Origin of the sequence: Paenibacillus sp. FSL H7-0943 (assembly GCF_037963265.1) — a bacterium.
GTDB classification, from domain to species: domain Bacteria; phylum Bacillota; class Bacilli; order Paenibacillales; family Paenibacillaceae; genus Paenibacillus_AQ; species Paenibacillus_AQ odorifer.
In genome coordinates this window covers 5,439,500-5,465,254 of the sequence record NZ_CP150148.1, presented here as the reverse complement: position 1 = coordinate 5,465,254, position 25,755 = coordinate 5,439,500, and the positions used below count along the sequence as shown (strand labels likewise).

Sequence of the window (25,755 nt, the reverse complement as noted above, 5' to 3'; positions counted from 1 at the left end):
AAGTTCGTGTACGGCTGGATACTAATGAAGTAGAGAAGAATAGTAAAGCACAAACCATTTATTTAAGAAAAATTTAAGATCTACACACCTAGATTTTTAAGGTATTGAATCTATACTTTGTACCAAGAAGAATAGGGAGAAAATGGAAATGGAGAAAGGTGAACGTAGCAAGCTAAAGAACAGGAAACCCAAGTTAGTAAGAATATCAGTATTCACAATTGTTCTTCTCGGAGTGCTAATAGGAACAGCAAGTAAACTGAATTTAGATTCACAAAAGGTCTTGCCATTCTTTGGACAGAACACTTATGCCAGTCCATATATTTATGTCTATGACAGAGAGTCTGATCAAGCCATTTACGAAGAAAGTGCGGGAGCCAAGGTTTATCCTGCTTCACTGACAAAAATTATGACCGCAATTGTCACCCTTGAGCATGTTGATGACTTATCTGTAATCGCGCCGGTAGACCGGAGAACGTTCGGTGAGCTTCTTGCAAGTAACTCTTCTATGGCCGGATTTCGCGAAGATGAGGAGGTTACCTACCAAGACTTGTTATATGGGACGCTTCTCACTTCTGGTGGTGAAGCGGCAAACACTTTAGCTGTCCATGTTGCGGGAAGTGTGGAAAATTTTGTTTTGATGATGAATGATAAAGCCGCTGAATTCAGCTTAAATGGTACACATTTCACTAGTCCTGAGGGCCTTCATGATGACAATCAGTATACAACCGCTTCAGACGTGGGAAAGCTTTTGGATTATGCATTAGCGAACGAGGATTTTAAAAAGATGTTTACTCAAGAGACATACCTGACGACATCAACAACAGACCATCCAGAAGGGATTCAGTTAGAATCGACGGTACTGAAGTACCTTAATGAAGATCAGCAAATCGGCTTCAAAATTATTGGAGGTAAATCGGGAACTACATCTGCTGCTGGACAATGTTGGGCAACACTTGGGTTAGTGAATAACCGTGAGTATATAATCATCGTCATGGGGGCGCCATTAAAGGACATTAGTCATCCAGATCAGGCTCAGATTAGGGATACTTTAAATTTATACGGAAAATTAAGTCAGTTGAAATAAACGATAAAATGTAGAATTACATATTAAAAATGGAGGTGTCTTAGTGAAAAAAATCTTAATGTTTGTATTAACTATAACCATTTTGATTGGAGGAAGCCTCTACTTCCAAAATCAAAGCAGCTACTCAGAATATGCAAGCATACAGGATGATAAAACCATCTCAGAGGATTTAATTACCTTAGATAATAATCCGAAGGATGTAAAGTCAGAGAATAAGAATCCGGGCAATGAGGAATCTCCAAAGGATGCAACGCTAGATGATAAAAGGACTTTTGAGGATATTGCTTTGGACAAACGTCTTGATGAAGGGAGGAAAAAAAATGAAAGAACTTATCGGGAGCAAGGAAGAAAAGAGTCTTCAATTAGGCCAACAATAGAAGTTCCATCTCTTTCTATCGAGGATATAACAGGCATCTACAAAACAGTTGATGCATACATGAGAGAAAATTCAGATCGGTTTCCCGAACCAGCGGACAATGGCACTAGGGGAAACACTGATGATCCGAGAATCCAAAATATTCTATACAAGGAAGAAAAAACAGGTATCATAGCAGGATTCGAAAATGAAAATCTGTTCGCATGGGAAGTGAAAAAGCTGGACGGAGAATATACCAACCTCCTGTTAGGTAGAAAGTCTACGGGAGAAGAATGGCAAGTTCTCTCGGAAGGAGACGTATATCAATTGAGAGAGGAAATTAGCGATGGAAATTAAAGCGGAGAATTTAACAAGAACATTTGGAATGAAACGGGCAATCAGTGAACTAAATTTTACATTGCCTGAAGGTGTGTATGGGCTTTTGGGAGATAATGGGGCAGGGAAAAGCACCTTGATGAGAATTCTTGTGGCAATTGACCATCAAACTAGTGGTAAGGTTACCTTTAACGGCAAGGATATCTTCCATATGAACGACGACTACCGGAATCTTGTGGGATATATTCCCCAGGACTTCGAGGTTTATTCCGCGTTTACAGCAACAGAATATCTGGAATATATGGGAGCACTGAAGGGGTTGTCAAAAAAAGAACTGAAGCACAAAGTTCCAGAGGTATTACAGTTTGTCAACCTGGAGAATGTTGCTAATAAAAAGGTCAAAACCTTTTCCGGAGGGATGAAAAGGCGGGTGGGCATTGCCCAAGCCATTATTAACGATCCGAAGATATTAATTTTTGACGAGCCCACCGCTGGGCTTGACCCCCATGAGCGAATCCGTTTTTCAAACATCATAAGCGAAATGGGACAGGACAAGATCATCTTGTTTTCTACCCACATTATTTCGGATATCGAAGCAATTACCACCAATGTGATCATCCTAAATCAGGGGAAAATTAAAGAGCAAGGTAATGTGCAAAAGATGTTATCCGGGATTAAAGGAAAAGTATTTACTGAGGAGATGGACAGAGAGCGACTGGCCTCCTTTAAAAAGGAGCACCTGATCGTACGGATCCGGCAGGAAGAAAACGTTGTTAATGTCCGTTACTTGGGAGAAAAGGAATCAGGCGCAATCGTATGCGAGCCCACGCTGGAAGATTACTACATCTACTTAGGGAGTGGGAGCCATGCGTAATTTCATTCCATTAGAACTGAAAAAAATATTAAATAAAAATACAGTAATTATCAGCCTACTCTTTCTCACTATTATTCTGATCCCCTGGATTCAAACCGCCAAGAGTATAGATGTCTTGGATGATGAGGGAACCATACATAGCGGTCTTGGAGGCTGGAAAATTTTAAGGGAGCGCACGGTTGAGGGCACGATGACGACGGATTATTTATTACAAATGAAACAAAACTACGAAAACAGCGTGGACAAACCTTATATTGAAGGCGAAGTAGATACAGATCGCAAGTTGGGAAAAAGATTAACTTTTCCTCACGATGCGCTGAACTGGGAACTGAACTTTCCATATATAAAGTACCGTGTTCTCGATAACAGCTTAAATTTAACGGATGAGCAACTCTCCAATTTTTATGTAGATTGGAAGGGCAGTTTTACCGAATATTTATCCACTGAACAAAATCTATTTCCTTATACAGAGAAACAAATCGAAATCATATCCCAGAAAATGCAAAAAGTACCCACCCCATTTTTATTCAAATACGATAGTGGCTGGGAGTACCTGAAAATAGGTTTATTAAATACGATCTACCTTTTCTTTATGTTCTTGGCCTTTATCCTATGCGAGGGATTCTCCAAAAACAGCAGCAAAGGAATTGACAAGGTGACCTTATCCACCAAGGAGAGCAGGAGGAGGCTGCTCAGCTACAAGCTTGGTGCCGCTTGTGTGTTTTCTACGATAGCCTATTTTGTGTATATTGCGATCATACTGCTGTTTATTACCGCAGTGTATACGCTGCACGGCTGGGACTCTTCGGTTCAAATCGGAACAGTTACATTTTATTCTATGAATCAGCTTCAAGAGGGGTTACTCTATATTTCCATGGGATACTTTTCCACACTTGTCGTGACGCATCTTATCCTGTTTTTGTCCGTGGTTTTTAAAAGAGGGAAACTGGTATTAGCACTTTCACTGATTTATTTTTATCTCGTAAATACTTATCAGATGGGGAGGGGGGCGCTGACTGAAAAAGTGATGGTCTTCATGCCTCAGAACTTTATCAATAATCTTATAGGCATAGAGAAATTATATTTTGTGGGTAATACTGTATTTCCTTATGTTTTTGTCGCCCTGTTTCTGGGTACTGTGTACATTCTCTTATCTCGAATCGGTATCTCTATATGGATGAGAAGATATTATTTACAGTAGAGGAAGGTAGGTGAAATCATGAGCTATTTATCAAAAGTAAACAGAAGTAAAATCCTAAACATAAACATATTCGGTTTTTTGTTGGCATTGTTTCTGATACTTACCTTTTACAACTTAGACACCATCAAAACAGGTTATTTAAATCAGGCAAGATATGAGGTAACAGATGGGACGGAATACCGGTATTTCTATCAACCGGAGGTATTGGATGAAGTTGAGATTAATAAAATTTTGGAAAAATACAGAGAACTTAGCCTACCAGAAGACAGGAATAAAGCGGATGTTGCAGATTTGCCAGCCTTGGATATGCTTATCCAAGTGTATGGCTGGAACTGGACTGGAATACGGGATGTCTCAGCAGAACAATTTTATCAGGACAGGGCAGACATCATCAAAAGTGCACAGAAGGAAGCGGGGAGTTCTAGGGAAGGAATCAGCAACGGGAATTTTGCAGCGGCTTCTCTCTCCGAACCTATCCGGATGGGTTATGCCGAGGGATGGAAGAACGTTAACTCAGGGATGAGCCAGTGTGTTTTTATTGTCCTGGTTCTCATTTCCATTCTACTGGTCCCAATTTTTAATGAAGACGAGACCTTGGGCGTGGACGGACTGGTCAAATCCACGAGGTTTGGAAAACGTAAGCTGAGTAGGATACGGATTATCAACGCCTTCCAGCTCTCTTTATTGCTTTATCTGACGGCGGTAGCGATTTACATTACGCCTATATTCTTTATGTACGGTTTACAAGGAGCGGATTTGCCTATACAAAGTAGTCCACAATTTTTTTTATCAATGGTTGCGGTGAATTATTTCGAGCAGTTTTTAATCAACCTGGTTATTGGATATGTGGCAATCTCACTGATGACAGGGATTACTTTATTGATCAGCGTATTAGTCACACAGATTTATACTGGCTACGCCCTGTTACTATTCACCATAGCCATATCTTACGCCATTCAGATGAGCGAGGTATTCTTTCTGAAACATTATGTGGGCAATTTTCTGCCCATGCAGATAGCCAAGTTCAATAGCTATTACACAAGTTTTGAACCCTATGGAGGTATTTCTAGAATTATTGCCGTTCCTTCCATTACTGTTGCAGTTTTATTTATACTCCTACTATTTTTGCCAAGATGGATTAATAAAATGAGGTTTACTTCTTAGATTGAGCATTACGCATAAAGTTAAAACACATCAAGGATAAAAAAATGAAGTGAAGTTCGGAAAGAAGGTAGATGATGTATTCATTTTTTATTTTATGCGAAGCTGGATCAGAAAAAGATGGTATTAGCAACAACGGTTTAGCTCACGTTCTAGAGCACTTTGTTATACTGGCGATGCTCAAAGATTTTTTCACAGAGAAAGAAAGTAATTTGAGAGGACAAACAAGTTACTGCTATTGCTTATATAGTTGGAGCAATGCGAAGTACCAAGTAGGTTTAAACCTTATCTTTGAATTTGAAAACTATGTGGGGAGGATATTAGATAATAAAAATGAATATTATGACTTAATGTTAATGGCCATTAGAGAGGTCGAGGAAGAAATACTATCGAAACACAATGAGGTGGCAAAGATCAATGTAATGATTCATTTTTTAAATAAAGATATTGTTTCTCGACCAATAGGCCTACTTGAGGACGTAAAAAGTTTGAACGTTGACCAATTATTTGAGACTTTAAGTAGTATTTATGTAGCAGGAAATTTAAGATATTTCATTTTTAATCATGAAAAAAATGAGTTTGTTATTTCTGACTTGCCTCAAAAAACAAAGCGAAGAGGTTGTGTGGAAAAGCAAGAATTCCATGACAAAGAACTGGAACGGATAGCATCTAATTTATATATAGATGTACAAATATTTAAATTATTTTGTAATAGTGATAAAAAAGTTGCACTTTCTAGTACTTATTTTTCTAAGATTTTTAACAAAGAACAAACGATTCTCAATGAATTGTACTTGATAAGTATTTGCAAATTATTAGATAAAGCTTATGGTGTCAAAAATAACTGTAAATTTGAAATTATATTTTTTAGTAATGAGGACTCTACTAGAATTTACTATATATTTGAATTAACGAGCAGCAATGATATTTACGAGACTCCAAATAAGATAACCATAGATGTGGAACAGATAATAAATTTCATGCTTGAAAGTGTAAATTTCCACGAGTTAAAAGAGGAGTTAAGGATAAATGTATACAGTAATAGATTTAGTCCAATAAGTCGAAGTGAATGCGAAGCAGAGATATTGAATAAAGTTTACTTTAATAATTTTCAAGTAATAAAAGATTATGAAGATTTTGCTGATATTTTACGGAATGTTACGATTGATAAATTCAAAGGATTCTTGTATTTTGCGTTAGGGGAGATAGATGACTTAATTATTTTTGAATAACGTAAAAGACAGGCCGACAGTTTTCCTCGCTTTGGAGTCTAGAGTCCATTTTCATTGATCAAAATAAACTTGCCGGACGACTGACTTCTATGATACACCACACTTTCACTAGACGAATGGTTTCATTATATAAATTGGTACGGGTGTCGCACCTGGTCATCAAGTCGCCCTCAATGCGAATATGTGGATTGATTCGCTTCTTTACCTTCACAATGATCTGAGCAGTTGAGTGCTACCAAAGCATTGATATTGAGTAAGCCAAGTGTTGCTAGGAATCAGGTCAATGTTACCTTGAGAATGAATGCACTCATCGGGCGATGGAAGCGGTTCGTCCGTCATCATCGCGTTCTTGATGTTGAACATAGAGTAAGGGAGTTTATCAGGTTGTTCGATACCAAAGTACATCGTTAGATTCCCTTGAGGATCAAAATCAATCAGTAATATCTTTTTTCCTTCATTATATAAGGCGTAAGCCAGGTTATAAGCGGTGGTGGTTTTACCTGTACTGCCTTTTTGATTAGCGATAGTGTTTAATGTTGTTTTTCTCATATCAATTCCCCTCCCTGAAGCCAAAGCTTCGATATTATCTGTCAATGATAGGGAGCGGGCTGATCTGTTATAGTTCTCTCCGAGTTCTCTCATTTGTGCAAAAGCGACTACTATTTGAGAAGATTCTCGGAAGCCTTGCGGCGTTTAAATCTAACGAAAGAACCCGCAAAAAACTTGATCTTACAAGGATTTTCGCGGGCTTTAGATTCCTTTTCTTTGACTTAGTTTCTGCTATCTTCCCGATAGCATGAGCGACTCAAAATCGAGAGGGAAACCGTGGAGGTTCGAGTCCTCTCACCGGTACCAACTAAATCAACTCAAAGTTCATTAGATACTATATCTGATGAACTTTTTTGTTTGTTTTTTTACAATTCCGTTCATGCCTGTGCCGGAAAACTTTTGATACATCCTTCAAGTGTGAATAAGAAATTGTACTTAGTTGTACTGAGGAAGATTAATGTAAGCGGATATGTGAATGAGATAGAGGCATTCCTGAGGAAGCTCCATTTCGAAAGCTATAAGCAATCATGATACTAAACAGCGATTGACAAAATAGAGGAACTACCTAATACTAATTGATAATCATTATCATTTATTGTGAAATATAATTAATTCAAATAGATTGTGGAGCAGATCGGAGTGTATTGCAAAGATGAGGCTGGAAGATCATATTTTCGCATGGAATTATGCCGCTGTTAAAGTACTTGATATTCGACATGCTGTGATGGAGCCTGGGGACAAGCTGCAAGGCTATGTATTACCAGCATGCGGATTTATCTACTGTGTGCGGGGTACGGCCAGCTTGAATCTCAACGGCATAGATTACGACGCAGACCGTCACTTTATTGTGCATGGTGGCAAGGGCATGAGACTAAGTATAGAGACAGGGAAGTTGTTTGAATACTATTTATTATTCTATAGAGCCTCCTTGCCAGGAAGAAAGGATTTAGCAAGACTTTTGGAACGCAGCAATCCATTTCGGATGCAGTATAGCTTCGAGTCTTTGGAGCCATTACCACTGCACTATCAACTAATGGCAATGGAACAACTTTGGGCACAAGGAAGCCAATTGGAAAGAATTCAAGTTAAAGGCTTGTTCTATCAGTTTATACATGAATTATTAAAGCAGTTTACAAAGGATGGAATTAACCTCAGGCAACCGGATGTCATTGGGCAGGTTGTCCGTTATATTGAGGAGCATTATCGTCATAATTTATCACTAGAATCTATAGCGGAGCAATTTAATTATAGCCCTCGTCATTTATCAACCCGCTTTAAAGGGGAGACAGGGTTTAGCTTGATTGAATATTTGATACGATTCCGGCTTAAACATGCAGAAGAGCTATTACGATGTACCGATGCTCCACTTCGCGATATTGCAGAAGAAGTTGGATATAACGATGTATATTACTTCAGTCGCATGTTCAGTAAATACAATGGTCAATCTCCCATCCGGTTCCGCAAGGAAAGCAGGCAGGTGAGCTCATCGGACAATCGTCCATTTACCACCGCCAAATTCTCCATTGGCGAGCACATATCCTCCCGATATAATGTTATTGAGTATGATAATCATTATCATTACTATTACCATAATGAAATAACCGGAGGGTCTTCACCTATGAGATTAACAAAGACGTCAAGTTTTATTGTAGCGATGCTGCTTAGCTTTACCTTGCTATTAAGTGCATGTGGATCTGCAAGTGTTGGTTCTAATGTCACAAATTCTAATGGATCCAAAGCTTCTGAAGTTACATCATCACCAGCAAATAATTCAACTGCAGCTGACAATGCCAATAAGGAGACTCAGACAAGAACTATCTCTACAATAAAGGGAGATATTGTTGTTCCAGCTAATCCAAAGAGGGTTGTCGTGTTATACCTTCAAGGGGATCTTGTGGCCCTCGGCATTAAGCCAGTAGGGACTTCGAGTGTCTTTGAAGGAGCGGCCTTTGCAGAAGAGCTTGGGGGGATTGAAGATCTAGGTTCATGGTATGAGCCTAATCCAGAGGCTATTATGGCAGTAAAGCCGGACTTGATCATAGCTGCTTCTGAAGAAACTTACGAAATCCTTAAGGATATTGCACCGACCGTTCCAATTCCTTATGAAAAAATGGCGACGGATGAACGTGTAATGAAGATTGGCGAGGTATTTGGCAAGGAGCAGGAGGCACAAGCTCTATTAGATAATTTCCACGAGAAGTTGGAGAAGAGCAAGCAGCAGCTTGATGAACTTGGAATTTTGGATAAGACAGTAACCATTATCGAAGGCGGCAAAAAAGAGATGGCGGTGATCGATAGCAAGCTTTATGGAAGGGGCTCTCAGATCATTTATGAATATTTAGGGCTAAAAGCACCAGAGATTCTTCAGAAAAAGATTGATGGCAGAGAGAAGGCTACTGGAGGGTTTGTTTCCTTAGAGGTGTTACCTGAGTATATAGGAGACTTCGTGTTCCGCTCTGTATGGGATGGGGCTGATGATTTGTCAGACAATCCAATTTGGAACAGCATTCCAGCAATCAAAGAAGGTAGATTGATCGAAATCGGGTTTGATTTTTCATATTATTCCGATATCTACTCTCTTGATAAGCAGCTAGATTTTGTAGTTGAGAAGCTAGTGTCAGCGTATGAAAAAAAATAGAAAGCTAGATGATAGAACAACCGTTATCCCTGATTTAAGAGGGAAATCGTATTTCGGTCTGTTTCTACTCCTAGGGATACTGCTGCTGCTACTTTCAGTAGCAGCTTCTATCTCATTTGGCTCTGCTTCCATGAGCCTGAAAATGGCATGGACAGCGATTTTTAATTTTGATCCTGAACTGACCGAGCATCAGATTATTCATGCCCTTCGAATTCCGCGTACAGCAGCTGATATTATTGCAGGTATGTGTCTCGCGGTAGCAGGAGCGGTTATGCAGGGCTATACGCGAAATCCCTTAGCAGATTCCGGATTAATGGGAGTAAATGCAGGAGCAGCTCTTGCAATGGCCGTTACACTGGTTTTTCTTCCAGGGCAACTGCAGACAACAACCTTGCTGGTTAGCTTTATTGGCGCAGGACTTGGAGCAGGATTAACGTATCTTGCCGCTTCATTGAATCGTTCAGGAATGACACCTCAACGACTGGTGCTAGCTGGAATATCAATTACAATGCTATTTGGAGCTGTGGGGTCATTTATCTCATTAAACTATGGAATTGGTCGTGCCCTTGCTTATTGGACTTCGGGTAGTGTGGCTGGAGCAACATGGGTGGAAATTAGGCTAGTTATACCTTGGTTCTTAGGTGGACTGGCTTTGTCACTATTCATTGCACGCTCTATCACTGTTTTAAACTTGGGGGAAGAGATTGCGAAAGGCTTCGGGCAACGGATCGTTCTCGTTAAGATGATAGCTACGCTTGCGGTCCTTTTACTAGCGGGTGTAGCTGTTGCACTTGTAGGGCCAATCGGCTTTGTAGGGTTGATTATTCCGCATATTATGCGTTTTTTTGTAGGTGTAGATTATCGTTATATTATTCCGGCATCAGCCATTTACGGCGGCGCACTTATGGTTGTAGCGGATATCGCAGGAAGGCTGATTAATCGTCCGGCAGAGACAGCACTGGGCATTATTTTTGCAATGATTGGTGTTCCTTTCTTCTTGCTAATTGCGAGCAAAGAGAGGAGAGCCTTCAAATGAATGTTGTTAAATCGCATAAGGCTACAATATGGATTCTATCTCTTTTAATACTGCTTATTGCAGGAGCTATTCTTAGTCTTAATATGGGAAAGGTGTCCCTCAATCCACTTGAAGTATTTCAAGTATTGCTTGGACAAGGTCCAGAGGAGCATAATCTCGTTGTTTATAAGTTTCGTCTTCCTCGGATCGTATTAGCGATACTTGTTGGATTTGGGATGGCACTGGCAGGTGCAGTTATGCAGGCTTTGCTGCGCAATGATCTGGCTGATCCCGGCATGCTTGGTATTAGCTCAGGTTCAGGTCTTATGGTGTTGCTGATTATCTCAACGGTAAGCATTCAAGGCGCCGCTATAACATTATTACTGCCGTCTATGGCATTCTTAGGTGGTCTGCTGGCAGCAGCTCTGATCTATGTTCTAGCCTATAGAAAACGTCGTATGATTTCTTCTACACGACTTGTCTTGACTGGTGTTGCGATCAATATGGGGTTTAGTGCGCTGTCGCTATTCCTGACTTTAAAGCTTGATGACCAGAAGTATGAGTTTGCGCAGCGTTGGCAAGCAGGATATTTATGGGGGGACAAGTGGTCTTATATCAGCTTGTTGGCACCTTGGGTATTGCTGCTATTCGTTTATATTCTTTCTAATTTCAGGACATTGAACGTCTTGGTGCTAGGCAACGAAATTTCGATAGGATTAGGAGTCGCTGTAAAGAAGAAATTTTTGCGCTTGGCAATTGCGGCTGTAGGCATAGCTTCTGGCTGTGTAGCGCTCGGGGGCTCGATCTTCTTTATTGGATTGATTAGTCCGCATGTGGCTCGCAAGCTGGTAGGTCACGACTACAAAGTGCTTCTACCTACTTCAGCGCTTATTGGTGCGCTATTGCTGCTTGTAGCGGATACGATTGCTCGAACGGTCAGCTTTAAGTCAGATATTCCCGCAGGAATTATTGTAACAATGCTGAGTGTGCCTTACTTCCTATATCTATTGATGCGTTCAAAATAAATATCGATAGGTTCCATTCCTCTCACCGGTATACTAAAAAGGTCTATAAAATTGCTTAATAAGCGATTTTATAGACCTTTTTCATTTTCAGAGCTTATTGAATTTCTAATAGGAGCATTAGATTTTCCTCTACTACTACTTCTGAATTACCCTATTTCCAAAGTTCTAGTATATACCGTTAGCTTCGCATTCGATGATTTAGCATTGATACTATAAGGTGCAAACCTTTTCCTACTTTTCAACGTCTCTAATTTATAGAAACAAAAGAAAAGATCACTTGCATTTTATTTATACAGTTGTATAATAAAAGCAGTTATACAACTGTATAATATGGAGGTTGATTCATGATTAATGAAATTAAGAAGCTACCTGATGCAGAGTTAGAAATTATGCTTGTCATTTGGAAAACTGGGAATCCAGTGAGTTCTTCCTACATATCGGATCAATTACGTAATAAACGAAATTGGGCTTTGGCTACTTTAATGACGGTGCTTTCGCGACTCGTTGATAAGGGATTTCTGTATTGTGAAAAGGAGGGACGGAGCAATAGTTATCGTGCAGCCATCTCAGAAACGGATTATAAGGAATGTGAAGGAAAATCTACTCTTGAAAAACTATTCGGTAATTCTATTCAAGATATGGTGATGTCGCTGTACAATGGCAAGGCTATCGATAGAAATGATCTTGCAGAACTGCGTGAAATGCTTGACCGGGTAGAAAGAGAGGAATCCTGATAATGACCAGCCTTTTTTCGGATTTTTTAATAATTTCAGTAACGACAAGTCTAATGATTTTCGTTTTAATGTTCTTGTCTCCATGGTTAAGCAAAAACTATTCGGCAAAATGGAAATATTGGATATGGATGATTTTGACTATACGCTTGCTACTTCCGTTTAACATTTCGTTTGCCAATAATGTCGTACGGATTCCGCTTCCTGATAGCTCAAAGATAAGTACAGTGTTTCAAGACATTCCTTCCAACAGCATACAAATTGATATGTCAGGGATTTCTCATCCTGTTCAGCAGGCCGCATCGTTAAATCATATACCATCTCTTATGGACATCTTAACTTGGCTCTGGTTTTCCGGGTTCGTACTTTTTTTGCTTTATCATTTTACCAGTTACTACTTTTTCAGAAAACAGTCTCTTCGTTGGAGTAATTCTCTTTTAAGTGACCAGATGGTATTGAAAATAAACCAAGTTTATAAAGAAATGAAAATGAAATTATCCATCACCGTTTTAATTAGTGAAAAGGTTCCAAATCCAATGTTAGTTGGTTTTTACAAGCCGATTCTCTTCTTGCCGCATGATCAATATAACGATGAAGAGCTTGAATTTATCTTCAAGCATGAGTTAGTTCATTATAAGAGACATGACATTATATACAAGATACTCCTCTTAATTGTACATGCAATTCATTGGTTTAATCCTTTCGTGTGGTTCATGGTACGCCAAGCAGGACGTGAAATTGAAATTTACTGTGATGAGACGGTAGTGGGTACACGAAGCTTATCTTACCGTAAAAAATATTGTGAGGCTATCTTATCTGTCATGCAGAATTCGGATCCCCGCTTTTTGGCTTTATCAACTAACTTTTCAGGAGGGGGAATTTCTATGAAAGAGCGATTTATATCTATTCTTAATACGAAGAAAAAACGAAACGGCATCACTCTATTTTATACCGTCCTGCTTTTGATCGGGGTAATCAGCGTGTTGGCGGCATGCACTAATATAAAAGGCAGCGAATTCATCAAACCCGGCACGATCTATTCCATTGGCTTTGATGGGGAGCAAGTTGTTGTTAATGATGCTGGCAATTCGTACTCCATAGATGCAGAGGGGAACGTTTCTGTTTCATATCGGAATGGAGATGTTAAAGCAAATGTGCCATTAAAATTGGATACGACCGGAGGGGTTCTGGGAATGGGGCAAGAGAACACCGGTTATTTTATATCCGAGGATAAAACAGCTATTGTTTATGGTTTTGCAGATGGAAAATCATTGCCGCTGCATGTTTTAATCAGTAATGATAAGGGACAGACATGGAATGACTATCCTATTCCTGGAGCAATGGGATATGAAACAAAATTTATCGGTTTCACGAATAAAAATGATGGTTGGCTGGTCAGTGGTGCTTCACAAGGAGTTGGGAGTGCGCTGAATTACGTATATCAAACCTCTGACGGAGGTAAGACGTGGAAAGAGATAGGCAATCCAAATGATATTTATTCGGAACATTTGACCGGCGTGGGGTTTTCTAGTTCGGATATCGGGTTTTTAGGGTACAGATATTATATGGATGAGGGTCCTGTAATTTATTGGACCAAAGATCAGGGGCAAACTTGGGAAAGGCTTGCTGTATCGCTTCCAGAAAAGTTTGATAAATATAAAAAAAATCCCCTTTCTCCTATCTTTAATAGAAAGGAAGGACTGTTCCCTATCTCGTTAATTGATCAAGATACCGGTGTGGCAGGAACTATATATCTTACCAGTAAAGATGAAGGAATCACTTGGGTTTATGATGAAGCTTATGATAAGCTTCTAAATCCTTAAAAAAAGCGGCCATTGGAATGGCCGCTTTTTGATTGTCCAATGGGATCTCAGATAATGGAAAAATAGATACGATGAATACTAATTCCCGAACTAAAGTCAAAAAGGCTTCTATCCTAAAGTATGCCTAAGGATAGAAGCCTATGAGAGAAATATTCGAAAAGAGTATTAGCGAATTGTAAGGGATCCAATTTTGCAACGTTCATTGATTAAAAAATAACATGAATCCAATGAATTAATATGTTGTGTTACAGATGCAACTTCTTATAGGATATTATAAGGTATCTAGCGGTACATGCAGCAGTGAGAAAATTCGGAGGCTAAAGGATCCCTTCTATTTGTTTCTCAATTTGAATAAAATAGGTTACTATTTCCAACCCCCTCCTCCATGAGAAGATGACTCTACGTAATCAATCTTAATCTGACCGTTGCCTGAGCCAAGCGTGGTGTTAAAATTATATTGACGTAAGTTCCAATCATTGAAAGTCCCTGCCCAGCTATTATCGACGATAAAAGTATAACGTGTCGTAGCTGAGAAGGAGCCGCGGATGTAGGCACAAACAGCTCTTGAACCGTAGATTCCCACTTTATAACCGTTAGGATTTTGAGTGCTGCTGTTTAGAACTGACATTATCCCTTGGAAATAAGGCACAACATTTCCAGTAATTTGAGTAGTGGTCATATCGCGATCCACGGCGAAATAAATCGGAGTGGCATTCGTTTGTCCGAAGTCATTTGCCAATTCTACAGCATCTTTCGCATCACTAACACCCTGTGCATTCGTAAAGTAACTGACAGTTGTTCCACCTTTGTTTTCATAAAGGGATACTATGAACAGCCCAGCATTAGAAATTCGTGTAATCTCAGCATCTGTAAGCCCGTCATGAGAACCTTCTACACGGTTCAGGTATCGTCCAACAAATGTAAAGTTATTATTTTGAAGTGTCATCAATCTTGCTGAAGTAACGTTTGTTGCAGTATCACAACCCAGTGCCAATGTGGTTTCCTTCTTTCAAATTATTAGATAGATTTCTTTAAACTGCATTCATAAGACCTCTATGAGAAAGATTGGCGCCAACCTAAAATAGTATATGAGAAATAGTTCACAAGTTCTTGGGGGAATAATTTAGTAGATATAAAAGAGGCAATTGACTTTAGTTGGATATGAGGTTCAACCGTGCTAGATTCATTGTTTGAGGAGTAACTAGCATATTTATAAATCTAATCTAGAAAAAGAAGAACAGATCTGCATTTTTATTGAGATTTTTATTAAATTTCGCTTAAGTTTGTTAGGGGAGAGTTGGTTTTCTCGTAGTGCATTTCGTTCTCTTTCTAATGTCCAACTGTGGGAGTTTTGTATCCTTATGACTTTTTGTGAATGCGGAAAAAGCCGCGAAAAAGCTTCATTGTACAAGAATTTTTTTTGGCTTTTTAGATTTCTATTCTTAGACTTATATTTCGGTATCCTCACAATAATATGTTTACTCAAAATCGAGAGGAAAACTGTGGAGGTTCGATTTATCTTACTGTTAACTAAAAAAGAACACCCTATTGTACTTACGATAGGCTGTTCCTTTTTTTACAGGGGACCATAAAAAGAACAATTTCGACTTGAAATAGATTATTGTTATATGAAATATCTACTAAGCCATTACTATCCTCTACGACCTTCTGGATACTTTTTAAGCCTATACCATGACCGGATTTATTAGTTTTTGTGGAGCAGATGTCGCCAAAACGATTCGTATGAATTTCATTCACATAAGGATTCTGAATCCGGATGAACAAGCTTTCATTAAGATAATGCATATGTATGGTTATATAGCACTCTTCATTTCTTTTATCGCAACAAGCTTCAATGGCATTGTCCAGTGCATTTCCTAAAATCACACTGATAACTGTGGTGTCGAGCGTCAGTTGTGCAGGGATGTTCAAGTCTAACTTGAAGGGGATCTGATGCTTTTCAGCGACCTGCTGCTTGTAGTTGATAATGGAATCAATAATCGTATTCCCGCTATTGCTAACGCCTATTGGGTTGTCTATTTGCCCCAGTAAGTTGTCCAACTCATTCAGATTGGCAGCTTCACCGGATTGTACCTTTGCGCGTAAACCTATGAGAATATTTTTAATATCATGCTGGAACTTAAAAGATTCTTCCTGTATTTCTTTTGTCAAAAGATATTGATTTACATAGTAAGCATTTTGTTGCTCAAGTAAATAACTTTGGTTCTGCGCAGATTGGATAACTAACATACGGTCACATAAGATAAATATCAATAAATTTATGATGAGTAGTCCTGTGGACAGGATTGGAACAAGGGTAGGGAAGGACTGCATATAAAGGCTGGATGCGAAGCTGTAGATCCCTAGTGTGCTTATAGAAGGGCAAATAAATAATAGAACCCAATACCATTTAGATAACCCGCCATTTCCGAAGGCTTTAGCTACGCGCACGGATACAAAAGCTAATATAAACATCAGCAGCTTGGAAAGAAACTGGTTCAGAATATATCCCTTTGTCGAGTAAAATAGGGGCAGTGATAACTCACTAAGCGTAATAAGCGCAACCAGAAAAAGAGCGGCAACGATCCGCCATTTGATATTTCCATTGTAAAAAAAAGATAAGAGAGCAATCAGGCCAATATTGAGTGTGAGTAGGATTGAGCCTGGCAGTGAGCTATAGTGCAGAAAGACAATACAGAGGAAATATAGAGAGTACAAGATAACAAGATTGACTTTGGTGGTAAGTCGGCTAACGAAACAATGGCTGTAGAAGTAATGAATGATGATAGGTAAAAGTGGAAGCGTTACTAGATAGAATAACTCCTCCAGAAAGATATTATCCAACAAGACTCCCCCTGAATTTCAGATATTTTTTCTTAAAATCGGCACTATATTTTGCACTAATGGGTAAGGCTTCACCATTTAGGAGAATTACTCCCTGGTTACTGATTTCTTTAATAAAGTAAAAGTTAACGATGTAGGATTGATGGATTCGGACAAAATCGCTCACAGGAAGCTTCTGCTCTTCCTCGTTTAGTGTACTGTAGTAGTCGAGTTGATCGTTGCAGGAATAAAGAATAATTCTCCGCCGGTTGCTTTCCAGATAGATGATATTTCGATAGGGGATTAGAATTTCTTTTCCTTTTTGCTGTAGTGATAAGAAGTTTTTTTTGCCTTGCTGCAGCTTGCGAATTACTTTTTCAATCGTAGAAATCAGTTTTTGCTTAAATATCTCTGAATCGATAGGTTTCTTGATAAATCCCGAGGGCTGAACATCGAAGAGTTGCAGATGATATTCATCATGACTAGAGACATAGATAAGCTGCACTAGATCATTTTCATCATTTCCCCGCAGTACATACCCAGCTTTTATTCCATCCATATCCGCCATTTCAATGTCCATAAAAATAATATCAAACGCGCAGGCCTCTTGAATGGCCTTAGTGAAGCTTTCTCCGGAATAAAAGATCGACACCTCTATTTTCCTTGTGAAATTCCTTTGAGTCTCCAGAATAAGTCTCTCTATTAATTCAGTAGTGGGAAAGTCATCATCACAGACAGCAATACGTATCACTTTATCATTCCTTTCGCCAAGAATTGTCCAAAATATCCGGGAATTTGTCGACCATATAAGTCACATTATACAAATCCTTCTTAATAATTACATTAACTAACTTGATTGTTACAGTTTGAATGTAGAGTTCATGGCAACATGTTAGGATGTGGAAAAGTGAAAAGAGGAGTGTTTGATTTGACTCAAACGATCTTTGAGGCCAAAGGTTTAAGCAAACAATACGGAGAGTCTTTTGCGCTTCAGGATGTCTATATGACGATTGGGGTAGGAGATATTTATGGGTTTGTTGGCGAAAATGGGGCAGGTAAAACTACATTAATGAAAATAATAGGCGGATTGGTACATCCGACACATGGCGAAATCTCTCTTTTTGAAAAAAAGGACACAAAAGCTGTTCACGAGGCGAGGCGAAAGGTTGGATTTCTAATTGAAAGGCCAGCGCTTTATCCTAATCTAAATGCGAAGCAAAATCTTACGTTTTATTGCCGTGCGTTTGGGATTAAGGATAAGAGCAGAATTGCGGAAGTATTGCAGGCAGTTTCTCTGGCAGATGCCGGTTCTAAGCTAACCTCAGAATACTCCCTTGGGATGAAACAACGTTTAGGTCTGGCTATTGCTCTACTTAACGATCCCAAATTTCTGGTATTGGACGAGCCTATTAATGGTCTTGATCCGTCAGGCATTGTTGAAGTGCGAAAGATCCTGGAGAAGCTATCCAAAGAACAAGGAGTGACTATATTAATCTCCAGTCATATTTTAAGTGAGTTGCAGCTACTTGCGACCCAATACGGTTTTATTCATAAAGGAAGGTTAATCAAAGAAGCTTCTGCGGAGGAACTCTTACATACGGCGGAAACAAAAATCTGTATTCGAACGGCTGATCCCGCAGCGACACTTCAGATTTTAAAAAGTGAACTCCAACTAGAAACCATTACGATCAGCGAAGCTGGAGAAATTCAAATTCCTAAAGAGAGTACAAATCTAGAAGAGCTGATGTCTTTTTTTCTAAAGCGGGGCATCCATATTGAAGGGATTAACCTGTCGGCTCCAAATCTTGAGAACTATTATATGGATCTAATTGCTGGAGGTAACGAATGAGGAATTTTCTTAAGGCTGAAGCTTATTATGTAACCAAGGATCCCATGTTCAAGGGGATAAGTCTTCTTTTGCTGTTTGGAAGTGCCTTATTACTGGTTTGGATGGGGGTACAAGTAGGATTTGATATAGATGGTCCTTTAGAGCCTTTAATCACTAGCATTCAGTTATCTTTTTTTCTGTATTTTATCATCCCGATTTACGTTTGTTTTTTTGCTACCGAGGGATTTGAGTATGGGTCGGTTCAAACCATTATCGCTTCGGGTCAGAGCAGGTCATTATATTTACTGGGAAAATATCTGACCGAATTAAAAGTGGTATTATGGTGGGTAATTCAATTTTTTGGTCTTTTTTATGTATTGTATATGCTGGCAGCGCTTGTTACGGGTTCCCATATCGGAAATGAAAGCTTAGAGGGGAAGTTTATCGTTGCTATGGGGGCTATTGGATTCAATATTTTGTATCTCGCAGCTTATTCCGCTGTCGTGCTGTTGTTAGGAGTATTGATGAAAAAATCGGCTACCGCTGTTATTGCCACGTTTGTTTTTGTATTTGGCGATTTTCTGCTCAGTGGTTATCTGAAAGACTCTTCGTATGTATATCTGAGAGTGATTTCTGAAAATACGCTAACGACGCAAATTTTTAAATTCTCTGCTGTAAATTCACATGAAATATATACCCTAAACGAGGGTGTTCGTATGATCCTAATCCCTGTTGTAATCATAGGAGTTTGCTTGAGCGTTGCTTTAATTTCTTTTGAAAAGAGAGATGTGCATCTATAGAAAGGAAGGATGGATTATGAAAAAGGATAACAAAAGAACCACTATGATCTTAAGTATTTCGGTAGTAGTTATTATTTTTTGTGTTCTTTTTGTGAGTATACGAATATCTTGACGCTGTCTATCTAGTTTTACTAGAACGTGAGGATTGAATCGCTCTCTTGTAAAAAAGCCACGGCGTACGTTAATAACGTACCTCGTGGCTTTAGGTGTTTATGGAAGGACATTGCCGGCAGCACGGTAGATTTCATACCATTCTTGCCGAGTGAGAGTAATATCGGAAGCTTTGGCAATATCACGCAAGCGCTGCGTATTAGTTGTGCCAACGACAGGCTGCATATTTGCCGGATGTCTGAGAATCCATGCGATGGCAATCGCTGTATTGGTTACGTCTTTTTCAGCTGCTAAGCGGTTAATGACCTCGTTCAATTCAGGGAACTTATCGTTATCTAAGAATACGCCTTCAAAGAAGCCATATTGGAAAGGCGACCAAGGCTGAATGGTCATGTCATGCAGGCGACTGTACTCCAAAATCCCGCCATCATGAACAACTGAACCGGAGTTAGTCATATTCACATTGAAACCTGTATCAATCATGCCAGTGACCATAATGCTCAATTGCAGCTGGTTGAACAGCAGCGGTTGCTTTACATTTTTCTTAAGCAGCTCGATTTGCAACGGGTTCTGATTGCTGACACCAAAGTGTTTGACCATACCTTTGCTTTCCAGAATATCAAAAGCCTCAGCGACTTCTTCTGGCTCGAATAGCGTATCAGGACGGTGAAGCAGTAGGACGTCGATATAGTCTGTTTTCAAGCGCTTAAGGCTGCCTTCCACGGATTGCAGGATATGTTCCTTGGAGAAATCAAAAAAACCGTTGCGGATTCCGCATTTGGTTTGGATCATCATTTTATCACGCATACCCGGATTGTTCTCCAGTACACCTGCGAATACTTCCTCGGCTTTGCCAGCTGCGTAGATGTCGGCGTGGTCAAAAAAGTCTATTCCGAGCTCGAGGGCACTATGTACATGTGTATCTGCTTCTTTTGCAGATAAATCAGCAATCCGCATACAGCCAAGCGAAATTTGTGACACCTCAAGTGCGCCGTTTGCTACACTAATTTTTTTAACCAAAAGTGACTCACTCCTTCGAATGTTAGTAGAACATGCAGTATTCAATCAAACCATATCATAAAGAGGGGAGGTAAGCCAATGTCTATCTAAAAGAGAAAGAGGTTATCTCATCAGTAGAATTCACTACTTCAGAGATAACCTCATTTGTCTATAAATCAGTTATTAATACATATTTGGAATGTCGACATTAGGATCAATGTCAGCTTCGTAGTCTACACCCTCTGTTCTAAAACCAAACAGGTTAAAGAAATCTTGGCGGTAGCCTTCAAGATCAGCAAGCTCACCTGCATTGTCGGTTGTCAGCTCGTCCCAACGTTTCATAACCTCAGTCTGAACATCCTCACGCATTTCCCAGTCATCAATTCGGATCAAGCAGCCTCCGTCAGCAGTAGCTTCGCCCCCACTGTAAAGATGCTCAGAGAATAAACGGTACATTTGTTCAATACAGTTCTCGTGCAGCCCTTTTTCCTTCATTACTTCATACAATGCAGAAATATAAAGAGGGACTACAGGAATCGCGGAGCTGGATTGGGTTACCAGAGCTTTGTTCACGGAAACAAAAGCACGTCCACCTTGAGTGGACAGGCGATCATTCAGTTGGACCGCTGTTTGTTCCAGATCATGTTTGGCTTGACCAATCGTTCCGTCGCGATAGATAGGGTGAGTGATTTCAGGCCCGATGTAGGAGTAAGCAACGGTTGTAGCTCCATCGGCAAGCACGCCAGCTGCTTGAAGCTGATCGATCCACATTCTCCAGTCTTCGCCGCCCATAACTGCGATGGTCTGACGTACTTCCTCTTCTGAAGCAGGCTCAATAGTGGTCATGGAAACTTCACCTGTGTGGAAGTTCAAGGTTTTGTTCGAATAAGCGGTTCCCACCGGTTTAATGACGGAGGAGAAGGTTTCTCCTGTTACCGGATGAGTGCGGCGTGGTGAAGCGACACTATAGACAACTAAATCAACTGTGCCATATTCAGCTTTAATCAATTCAATGGTCTTCTCTTTGATAGCATCGGAGAAGGCATCGCCAACTATGCTGTGAGATTTAAGTCCAAGCTGCGCTGCTTGTTGTTCAAAAGCTGCGGAGTTGTACCAGCCAGCAGAAGCTGTACGTTGACCTTCAGCAGCTTTATCAAAGAAAACACCAATAGTGTTGGCGCCAGCACCGAAAGCGGCTGAAATTCTGGAAGCTAGTCCGTATCCGGTAGAAGCGCCAATGACTAGTACATTAGCCGGTCCCTCAATTTTCTTTTGTGCTTTTACATATTCAATTTGTTGTTGTATTTGTTTGGCGCATCCCTCTGGATGGGCTGTTGTACATATAAATCCGCGAGTTTTAGGTTGAATAATCATCAAGGAATTCCCCTTTTTATAAAAATTAAAGTCCAATGTTACTTCAGAGAAAGTATAGCAAACAATATTTACTAATACAAAGAATTTAGGATATTGGAGAAGAATGACTGCTCTCCACTACGATCGACTGCCATCCGCTGCCGCTTACGGACCCAGATGACGTTATATGCAAATTTATCGCCTTTTCAGCAGGGTTTCGGACCCCAGAGACGTTATTGCTTAGAAAAAGGTTCATATTAGGTGTATTTTGTGCCAATAGAGGCTATGAGGTCCGTTGGAATTCCAAATGTGCAATAATGCTGCGTTACGGGTCAACTGTGTCCGATAGGGCATTGTGCGGGGAGCTGTGATAGGTCGACCGAACGTACGAAGGAAATAAAACGAACGAATGACGAATCTTACGAATCGTGGCAATCGAACTATCTAACCCGAATCATCCGATGAACCCAAGCAGAAAAGGGGCTGCCCCAGCAGCCATTTCGTGGCCATGGGACAACCCCTTAATCTAATGAGGCTAGATTACGCCTTAAATATGGAATCTATAGTTTTGATCTCTTCTGGTGTCAGCTGCACCTTCAGCGTCTCTAAGTTGGAAACGATCTGCTCAGGACGTTTGGCGCCCGGAATAAGCGCATCGATGGAAGGTACGGTCAAATACCAGGCAAGTACGACATGTGCGACTTCGACACCTTTAGCATTGGCAATCTGACGAACCTTGTCCACCTTCTCCAGATTCTTGGCAAAGGTCTCCCCTTGAAATAGCGGGTCATTTTTTCTAATGTCGCTGAATGTATCGCCTTGCTTATATTTGCCGCCCAGCAGGCCCGACGCAAGTGGGAAATAGGGCACGAAAGAAATGCCATGCTCCTGCGTATAAGGCAGCAAATCTTGTTCCGCATCACGATGCAGCAGATTGTAGTGGGATTGAAGAACATCCACATGACCGTCTTTGTTGGCTTGTTTCAGCTGTTCAATGGAGAAGTTAGACACCCCGATGGCTCTAATCTTTCCTTCATCCTTCAGCTTCTTAAGTTCACCTACAGCTTCGTCCTTAGGTGTGCTTTCATCAGGGAAATGAATATAGTAAAGATCAATATAATCGGTCTGGAGGCGTTTCAAGCTGTCTTCTACAGACTGTCTTAGAAAAGCTGGAGAGTTGTCGAGTGTAATCTTGTCACCGGTAATCACGTGAGCGCCTTTAGTAGCAATGACCACATTGTCGCGGTCGCCTCTTTCCTTCAGCACTTCGCCAATCAGTTCCTCGGATCTTCCTGGTCCATAAATAAAGGCGGAATCAATAAAATTAATCCCATGATCCAGAGCGCTGCGCACAATATTTCTGCCGGTTTCATCATTTAAACCCGGAAATAAATTATGTCCGCCAACAGCATTGGCACCCAGACCCAGCGGGAGAACCTGCAGATTGGTTTTTCCTAAAGTTATTTTATTAGCCATAATCAATAGTCAGCTCCTTAAAATATAATACGTACTATATTAAGTATAGAGAATAACTCGGGTCAGGACAAATTTTGCCTTCCAGCTTTATACATGAATATTTAAACCGGATAAGTTATGATAGTAAGAAAATTTTATATTCGCGTTCGTGCAATCATGATGAGGAGAAGGAGGTCCGTCTTATGCTAGTCATTAATCAAAATGAAGTGGCCGAACTGTTAGCTATGGAATCTTGCATCTCCGTTATGGAATCTGTTTTGAAGGCTCTTTCCGCTGGACAAGCGGTACAAAGCTTAAGACAAGTGCTTCCTTTACAAAAGAGCAATCTGCTCGGCTTAATGCCGGGTTATTTGCAGCATGAAGAGGTAGCTGGTGCTAAAATCATCAGTGTATTTCCCAGCAATCATGGTTCAGGCCTGCCTTCTCATCAAGGTCTTGTTACCCTATTCGATTCATCTACGGGTGTTCTGAAGGCTATAGTGGATGGACAAAAGATTACAGCCATTCGTACGGCGGCAGTCAGTGCAGCAGCAACCCGATATCTGGCCAGAGAGGATGCTGAGATCCTTGCTCTTCTTGGAACTGGGGAACAAGCAAAAAGTCATCTGGAAGCGATGTTGCGGGTTCGACCCATCCGTGAGGTAAAAGTATGGAGCAGGACACTCGCAAAGGCACAGGATTTTCAAATGGAGATGAGCCAAAAATATGATGTGCAGATCATTGTTGCGGAGACAGTTCAAGCGGCAGTCAGCGCAGCGGATATCATTTGTACCGTGACGGCATCCACCGAACCTGTGCTCAAGGGAGAATGGCTGAAACCGGGTGTACATATCAATGCAGTCGGCGCATGTAGACCCAATGATCGTGAGCTGGATTCGGAGACCGTCCAATTAGCTAAGTTATATGTAGATCGGCTGGAATCCGCTCAGAATGAATCTGGGGATTATTTAATCCCGCTGAACGAAGGCAAAATCACAGCAGATCATATAGTCGGGGAGATTGGTGAGCTGATCAGTGGCACTATCGAGGGCAGAAGGTCGGCAGCTGACATTACTCTTTTTAAAGGATTAGGGCTGGCCATAGAGGATTTAGCAGCAGCTAATTTTATATATAATGAAGCTGTTAGATTACATAAAGGCACTGAAATTGCATTCTAAGGAGCGACTACACGATGAGCACTTATGAAGGTCTGTATGATTTCAAGTTGACGGAGCAAGAGGAGGAGCGGGCTAAACGCTTGCATGAGCAGAACATTATTATCGATTTGCTGTTTCAAGGTCCCTTATCTCCAAGCGCGATTCCAGACTCTATCTCTGACAGAATCAAAGAATTATGTGAGCCTTATAAAGATGAGCCAATGGTATACAGCAGTATGCCTGCAAAAATCATCACAAAGCTATCTGCGAGCGGAGAGATCCCTGAGTATAAGGAAGAGTGGTACAAGTCCGGAATTACAGCAGGGAACCGCGAACTTCATTTGGAATCCTTAGACAGCATCATTACAAGCATGGCAGAGGTGCAACTGCAATTCGATTCTGCAGATTGGTTAATCAAAGCCTTAACTGCCGAAGACATACGTGCTGCCAAGCGTAATGGTTATAAAGCGGGCATTATCACAGCACAAGAAACGGATGGTCTGGGCACGAATCTCGATCAATTAGATGTACTTTATAACTTCGGATTAAGAATTATACAATTGACCTACAACAATCAGAACCAGATTGGGGCGGGCTGCGCAGAACAATCGAACGCCGGGGTCACTAATTTTGGGAAAAGATTCATTGCACGCTTGAACAAGCTGGGGATCATTGTAGATACGGGGCATTGCGGGAAACAGACTACGTTAGATGCCTGCGCTTATTCCACAACTCCGGTGATTGCTTCACATACGGGTGTAGAGGCGATCTATCCGCATATGCGCTGTAAAAGTGATGAGGAGATTATCGCGATAGCCAAGACGGGTGGAGTTATTGGTATTTTTGCTATGCCTTGGTTTGTTCATGAAGATCCTAAACATACAACTATTGACCATGTGCTGGATCATATCGAATATGTAATCCGGCTTGTAGGCGTGGATCATGTCGGAATTGGAACGGATTGGCCGATGAGCGATGTGCTCTGGTCATTGGTTTATTTTAAAGAACATATCGCACCCAAGCTTGGATTCGCCAAAGGAGACGGACCTTCTACAGAAACCGTTGCTGGACTTGAGAAATATAGTTATTTTATTAACTTTACTAGAGGTTTGGTTGCCCGCGGTTATGCGGATGCAGATATTGCTAAGATCATGGGCGGCAACTGGCTGCGCGTATTTGAAGAAATTTGCGGATAGGGGATAAAC

Annotated in this window: 22 protein-coding genes; 15 read left to right on the top strand and 7 right to left on the bottom strand. The window is 40.5% G+C overall.

Annotated elements, in window-relative coordinates:
* Positions 1–148: 148 nt before the first annotated feature.
* From NSQ55_RS23935 to NSQ55_RS23910, 6 genes are all read left to right on the top strand, one after another.
* On the top strand, positions 149–1,084 hold the full coding sequence (locus tag NSQ55_RS23935; protein WP_036687470.1) for a serine hydrolase: 936 nt from the start codon (positions 149–151) through the stop codon (positions 1,082–1,084).
* Between the two features lie 43 nt (positions 1,085–1,127).
* Positions 1,128–1,796 carry a hypothetical protein gene (locus NSQ55_RS23930; protein WP_036687472.1) on the top strand — a complete coding sequence of 223 codons (669 nt, stop codon included), beginning with the start codon at positions 1,128–1,130 and terminating at the stop codon, positions 1,794–1,796.
* The gene (locus tag NSQ55_RS23925) at positions 1,786–2,649 is read left to right on the top strand and encodes an ABC transporter ATP-binding protein (protein ID WP_036687473.1); all 864 of its coding nucleotides are present in this window, start codon (positions 1,786–1,788) and stop codon (positions 2,647–2,649) included. The genes NSQ55_RS23930 and NSQ55_RS23925 overlap by 11 nt, the downstream gene beginning before the upstream one ends.
* The gene (locus NSQ55_RS23920) at positions 2,642–3,850 is read left to right on the top strand and encodes an ABC transporter permease (RefSeq protein ID WP_036687475.1); all 1,209 of its coding nucleotides are present in this window, start codon (positions 2,642–2,644) and stop codon (positions 3,848–3,850) included. Before NSQ55_RS23925 ends, NSQ55_RS23920 begins: the two co-directional genes overlap by 8 nt.
* A gap of 18 nt (positions 3,851–3,868) precedes the next feature.
* Complete coding sequence (locus NSQ55_RS23915; RefSeq protein ID WP_036687476.1) at positions 3,869–5,014, top strand: hypothetical protein; 1,146 nt, start codon at positions 3,869–3,871, stop codon at positions 5,012–5,014.
* A 71-nt stretch (positions 5,015–5,085) separates the two neighbouring features.
* Positions 5,086–6,243, top strand: a complete 1,158-nt coding sequence (locus tag NSQ55_RS23910) for a hypothetical protein (protein ID WP_143762761.1) — start codon at positions 5,086–5,088, stop codon at positions 6,241–6,243.
* Between the two features lie 207 nt (positions 6,244–6,450).
* On the opposite strand, the gene NSQ55_RS23905 is transcribed toward NSQ55_RS23910, so the two are convergent.
* Positions 6,451–6,792, bottom strand: coding sequence for an AAA family ATPase (locus tag NSQ55_RS23905; RefSeq protein WP_076130415.1), 342 nt, complete (start codon positions 6,790–6,792; stop codon positions 6,451–6,453).
* A 652-nt stretch (positions 6,793–7,444) separates the two neighbouring features.
* Between NSQ55_RS23905 and NSQ55_RS23900 the strand changes: the two genes are divergently transcribed.
* From NSQ55_RS23900 to NSQ55_RS23880, 5 genes are all read left to right on the top strand, one after another.
* A complete protein-coding gene (locus NSQ55_RS23900; RefSeq protein WP_076308780.1) occupies positions 7,445–9,430 on the top strand; it encodes an AraC family transcriptional regulator in 1,986 nt (661 codons plus the stop codon).
* A complete protein-coding gene (locus tag NSQ55_RS23895) occupies positions 9,417–10,466 on the top strand; it encodes an iron ABC transporter permease (protein ID WP_080742574.1) in 1,050 nt (349 codons plus the stop codon). The genes NSQ55_RS23900 and NSQ55_RS23895 overlap by 14 nt, the downstream gene beginning before the upstream one ends.
* The gene (locus NSQ55_RS23890) at positions 10,463–11,470 is read left to right on the top strand and encodes an iron ABC transporter permease (RefSeq protein WP_076185525.1); all 1,008 of its coding nucleotides are present in this window, start codon (positions 10,463–10,465) and stop codon (positions 11,468–11,470) included. Before NSQ55_RS23895 ends, NSQ55_RS23890 begins: the two co-directional genes overlap by 4 nt.
* 344 nt (positions 11,471–11,814) lie before the next feature.
* On the top strand, positions 11,815–12,204 hold the full coding sequence (locus tag NSQ55_RS23885) for a BlaI/MecI/CopY family transcriptional regulator (protein ID WP_076308781.1): 390 nt from the start codon (positions 11,815–11,817) through the stop codon (positions 12,202–12,204).
* Positions 12,205–12,206: 2 nt separating this feature from the next.
* On the top strand, positions 12,207–14,024 hold the full coding sequence (locus NSQ55_RS23880; RefSeq protein WP_076308782.1) for a M56 family metallopeptidase: 1,818 nt from the start codon (positions 12,207–12,209) through the stop codon (positions 14,022–14,024).
* A 364-nt stretch (positions 14,025–14,388) separates the two neighbouring features.
* Here the strand turns inward: NSQ55_RS23880 and NSQ55_RS23875 are convergent, their stop codons facing one another.
* The 3 genes from NSQ55_RS23875 to NSQ55_RS23865 form a co-directional block, all read right to left on the bottom strand.
* The gene (locus NSQ55_RS23875; protein ID WP_076308783.1) at positions 14,389–15,018 is read right to left on the bottom strand and encodes a glycoside hydrolase domain-containing protein; all 630 of its coding nucleotides are present in this window, start codon (positions 15,016–15,018) and stop codon (positions 14,389–14,391) included.
* A 560-nt stretch (positions 15,019–15,578) separates the two neighbouring features.
* Entirely contained in the window at positions 15,579–16,868 is a 1,290-nt protein-coding gene (locus NSQ55_RS23870) for a GHKL domain-containing protein (RefSeq protein WP_339169435.1), read from the bottom strand.
* A complete protein-coding gene (locus NSQ55_RS23865) occupies positions 16,861–17,598 on the bottom strand; it encodes a LytTR family DNA-binding domain-containing protein (protein WP_076193193.1) in 738 nt (245 codons plus the stop codon). Before NSQ55_RS23865 ends, NSQ55_RS23870 begins: the two co-directional genes overlap by 8 nt.
* Positions 17,599–17,754: 156 nt before the next feature.
* Here NSQ55_RS23865 and NSQ55_RS23860 point away from each other — a divergent pair, with 156 nt between their 5' ends.
* Both NSQ55_RS23860 and NSQ55_RS23855 read left to right on the top strand, forming a co-directional pair.
* Positions 17,755–18,696: an ABC transporter ATP-binding protein gene (locus tag NSQ55_RS23860; protein WP_339169432.1), complete on the top strand. Its 942-nt coding sequence runs from the start codon at positions 17,755–17,757 to the stop codon at positions 18,694–18,696.
* On the top strand, positions 18,693–19,475 hold the full coding sequence (locus tag NSQ55_RS23855; protein ID WP_076130409.1) for a hypothetical protein: 783 nt from the start codon (positions 18,693–18,695) through the stop codon (positions 19,473–19,475). Before NSQ55_RS23860 ends, NSQ55_RS23855 begins: the two co-directional genes overlap by 4 nt.
* A 210-nt stretch (positions 19,476–19,685) precedes the next feature.
* Here the strand turns inward: NSQ55_RS23855 and NSQ55_RS23850 are convergent, their stop codons facing one another.
* From NSQ55_RS23850 to NSQ55_RS23840, 3 genes are all read right to left on the bottom strand, one after another.
* The gene (locus NSQ55_RS23850; RefSeq protein WP_038573011.1) at positions 19,686–20,606 is read right to left on the bottom strand and encodes an aldo/keto reductase; all 921 of its coding nucleotides are present in this window, start codon (positions 20,604–20,606) and stop codon (positions 19,686–19,688) included.
* A 162-nt stretch (positions 20,607–20,768) separates the two neighbouring features.
* Complete coding sequence (fabV, locus tag NSQ55_RS23845) at positions 20,769–21,959, bottom strand: enoyl-ACP reductase FabV (protein WP_339169429.1); 1,191 nt, start codon at positions 21,957–21,959, stop codon at positions 20,769–20,771.
* A 519-nt stretch (positions 21,960–22,478) separates the two neighbouring features.
* A complete protein-coding gene (locus tag NSQ55_RS23840; RefSeq protein WP_339169428.1) occupies positions 22,479–23,414 on the bottom strand; it encodes an aldo/keto reductase in 936 nt (311 codons plus the stop codon).
* 182 nt (positions 23,415–23,596) lie between these two features.
* On the opposite strand from NSQ55_RS23840, the gene NSQ55_RS23835 reads away from it, so the two are divergent.
* Together NSQ55_RS23835 and NSQ55_RS23830 are read left to right on the top strand one after the other, a co-directional pair.
* Positions 23,597–24,571: an ornithine cyclodeaminase family protein gene (locus NSQ55_RS23835; protein ID WP_076185517.1), complete on the top strand. Its 975-nt coding sequence runs from the start codon at positions 23,597–23,599 to the stop codon at positions 24,569–24,571.
* A gap of 14 nt (positions 24,572–24,585) precedes the next feature.
* Complete coding sequence (locus NSQ55_RS23830) at positions 24,586–25,746, top strand: membrane dipeptidase (RefSeq protein WP_076278864.1); 1,161 nt, start codon at positions 24,586–24,588, stop codon at positions 25,744–25,746.
* Positions 25,747–25,755: the final 9 nt, after the last annotated feature.

What these genes read in the sequence shown, in the direction of transcription:
- NSQ55_RS23935 (WP_036687470.1), top strand. Translation starts at nt 149, where the DNA reads ATGGAGAAAGGTGAACGTAGCAAGCTAAAGAACAGGAAACCCAAGTTA.
- NSQ55_RS23925 (WP_036687473.1), top strand. Translation starts at nt 1,786, where the DNA reads ATGGAAATTAAAGCGGAGAATTTAACAAGAACATTTGGAATGAAACGG.
- NSQ55_RS23920 (WP_036687475.1), top strand. Translation starts at nt 2,642, where the DNA reads ATGCGTAATTTCATTCCATTAGAACTGAAAAAAATATTAAATAAAAAT.
- NSQ55_RS23915 (WP_036687476.1), top strand. Translation starts at nt 3,869, where the DNA reads ATGAGCTATTTATCAAAAGTAAACAGAAGTAAAATCCTAAACATAAAC.
- NSQ55_RS23910 (WP_143762761.1), top strand. Translation starts at nt 5,086, where the DNA reads ATGATGTATTCATTTTTTATTTTATGCGAAGCTGGATCAGAAAAAGAT.
- NSQ55_RS23905 (WP_076130415.1), bottom strand. Translation starts at nt 6,792, where the DNA reads ATGAGAAAAACAACATTAAACACTATCGCTAATCAAAAAGGCAGTACA.
- NSQ55_RS23900 (WP_076308780.1), top strand. Translation starts at nt 7,445, where the DNA reads ATGAGGCTGGAAGATCATATTTTCGCATGGAATTATGCCGCTGTTAAA.
- NSQ55_RS23895 (WP_080742574.1), top strand. Translation starts at nt 9,417, where the DNA reads ATGAAAAAAAATAGAAAGCTAGATGATAGAACAACCGTTATCCCTGAT.
- NSQ55_RS23890 (WP_076185525.1), top strand. Translation starts at nt 10,463, where the DNA reads ATGAATGTTGTTAAATCGCATAAGGCTACAATATGGATTCTATCTCTT.
- NSQ55_RS23885 (WP_076308781.1), top strand. Translation starts at nt 11,815, where the DNA reads ATGATTAATGAAATTAAGAAGCTACCTGATGCAGAGTTAGAAATTATG.
- NSQ55_RS23880 (WP_076308782.1), top strand. Translation starts at nt 12,207, where the DNA reads ATGACCAGCCTTTTTTCGGATTTTTTAATAATTTCAGTAACGACAAGT.
- NSQ55_RS23855 (WP_076130409.1), top strand. Translation starts at nt 18,693, where the DNA reads ATGAGGAATTTTCTTAAGGCTGAAGCTTATTATGTAACCAAGGATCCC.
- fabV (WP_339169429.1), bottom strand. Translation starts at nt 21,959, where the DNA reads ATGATTATTCAACCTAAAACTCGCGGATTTATATGTACAACAGCCCAT.
- NSQ55_RS23840 (WP_339169428.1), bottom strand. Translation starts at nt 23,414, where the DNA reads ATGGCTAATAAAATAACTTTAGGAAAAACCAATCTGCAGGTTCTCCCG.
- NSQ55_RS23835 (WP_076185517.1), top strand. Translation starts at nt 23,597, where the DNA reads ATGCTAGTCATTAATCAAAATGAAGTGGCCGAACTGTTAGCTATGGAA.
- NSQ55_RS23830 (WP_076278864.1), top strand. Translation starts at nt 24,586, where the DNA reads ATGAGCACTTATGAAGGTCTGTATGATTTCAAGTTGACGGAGCAAGAG.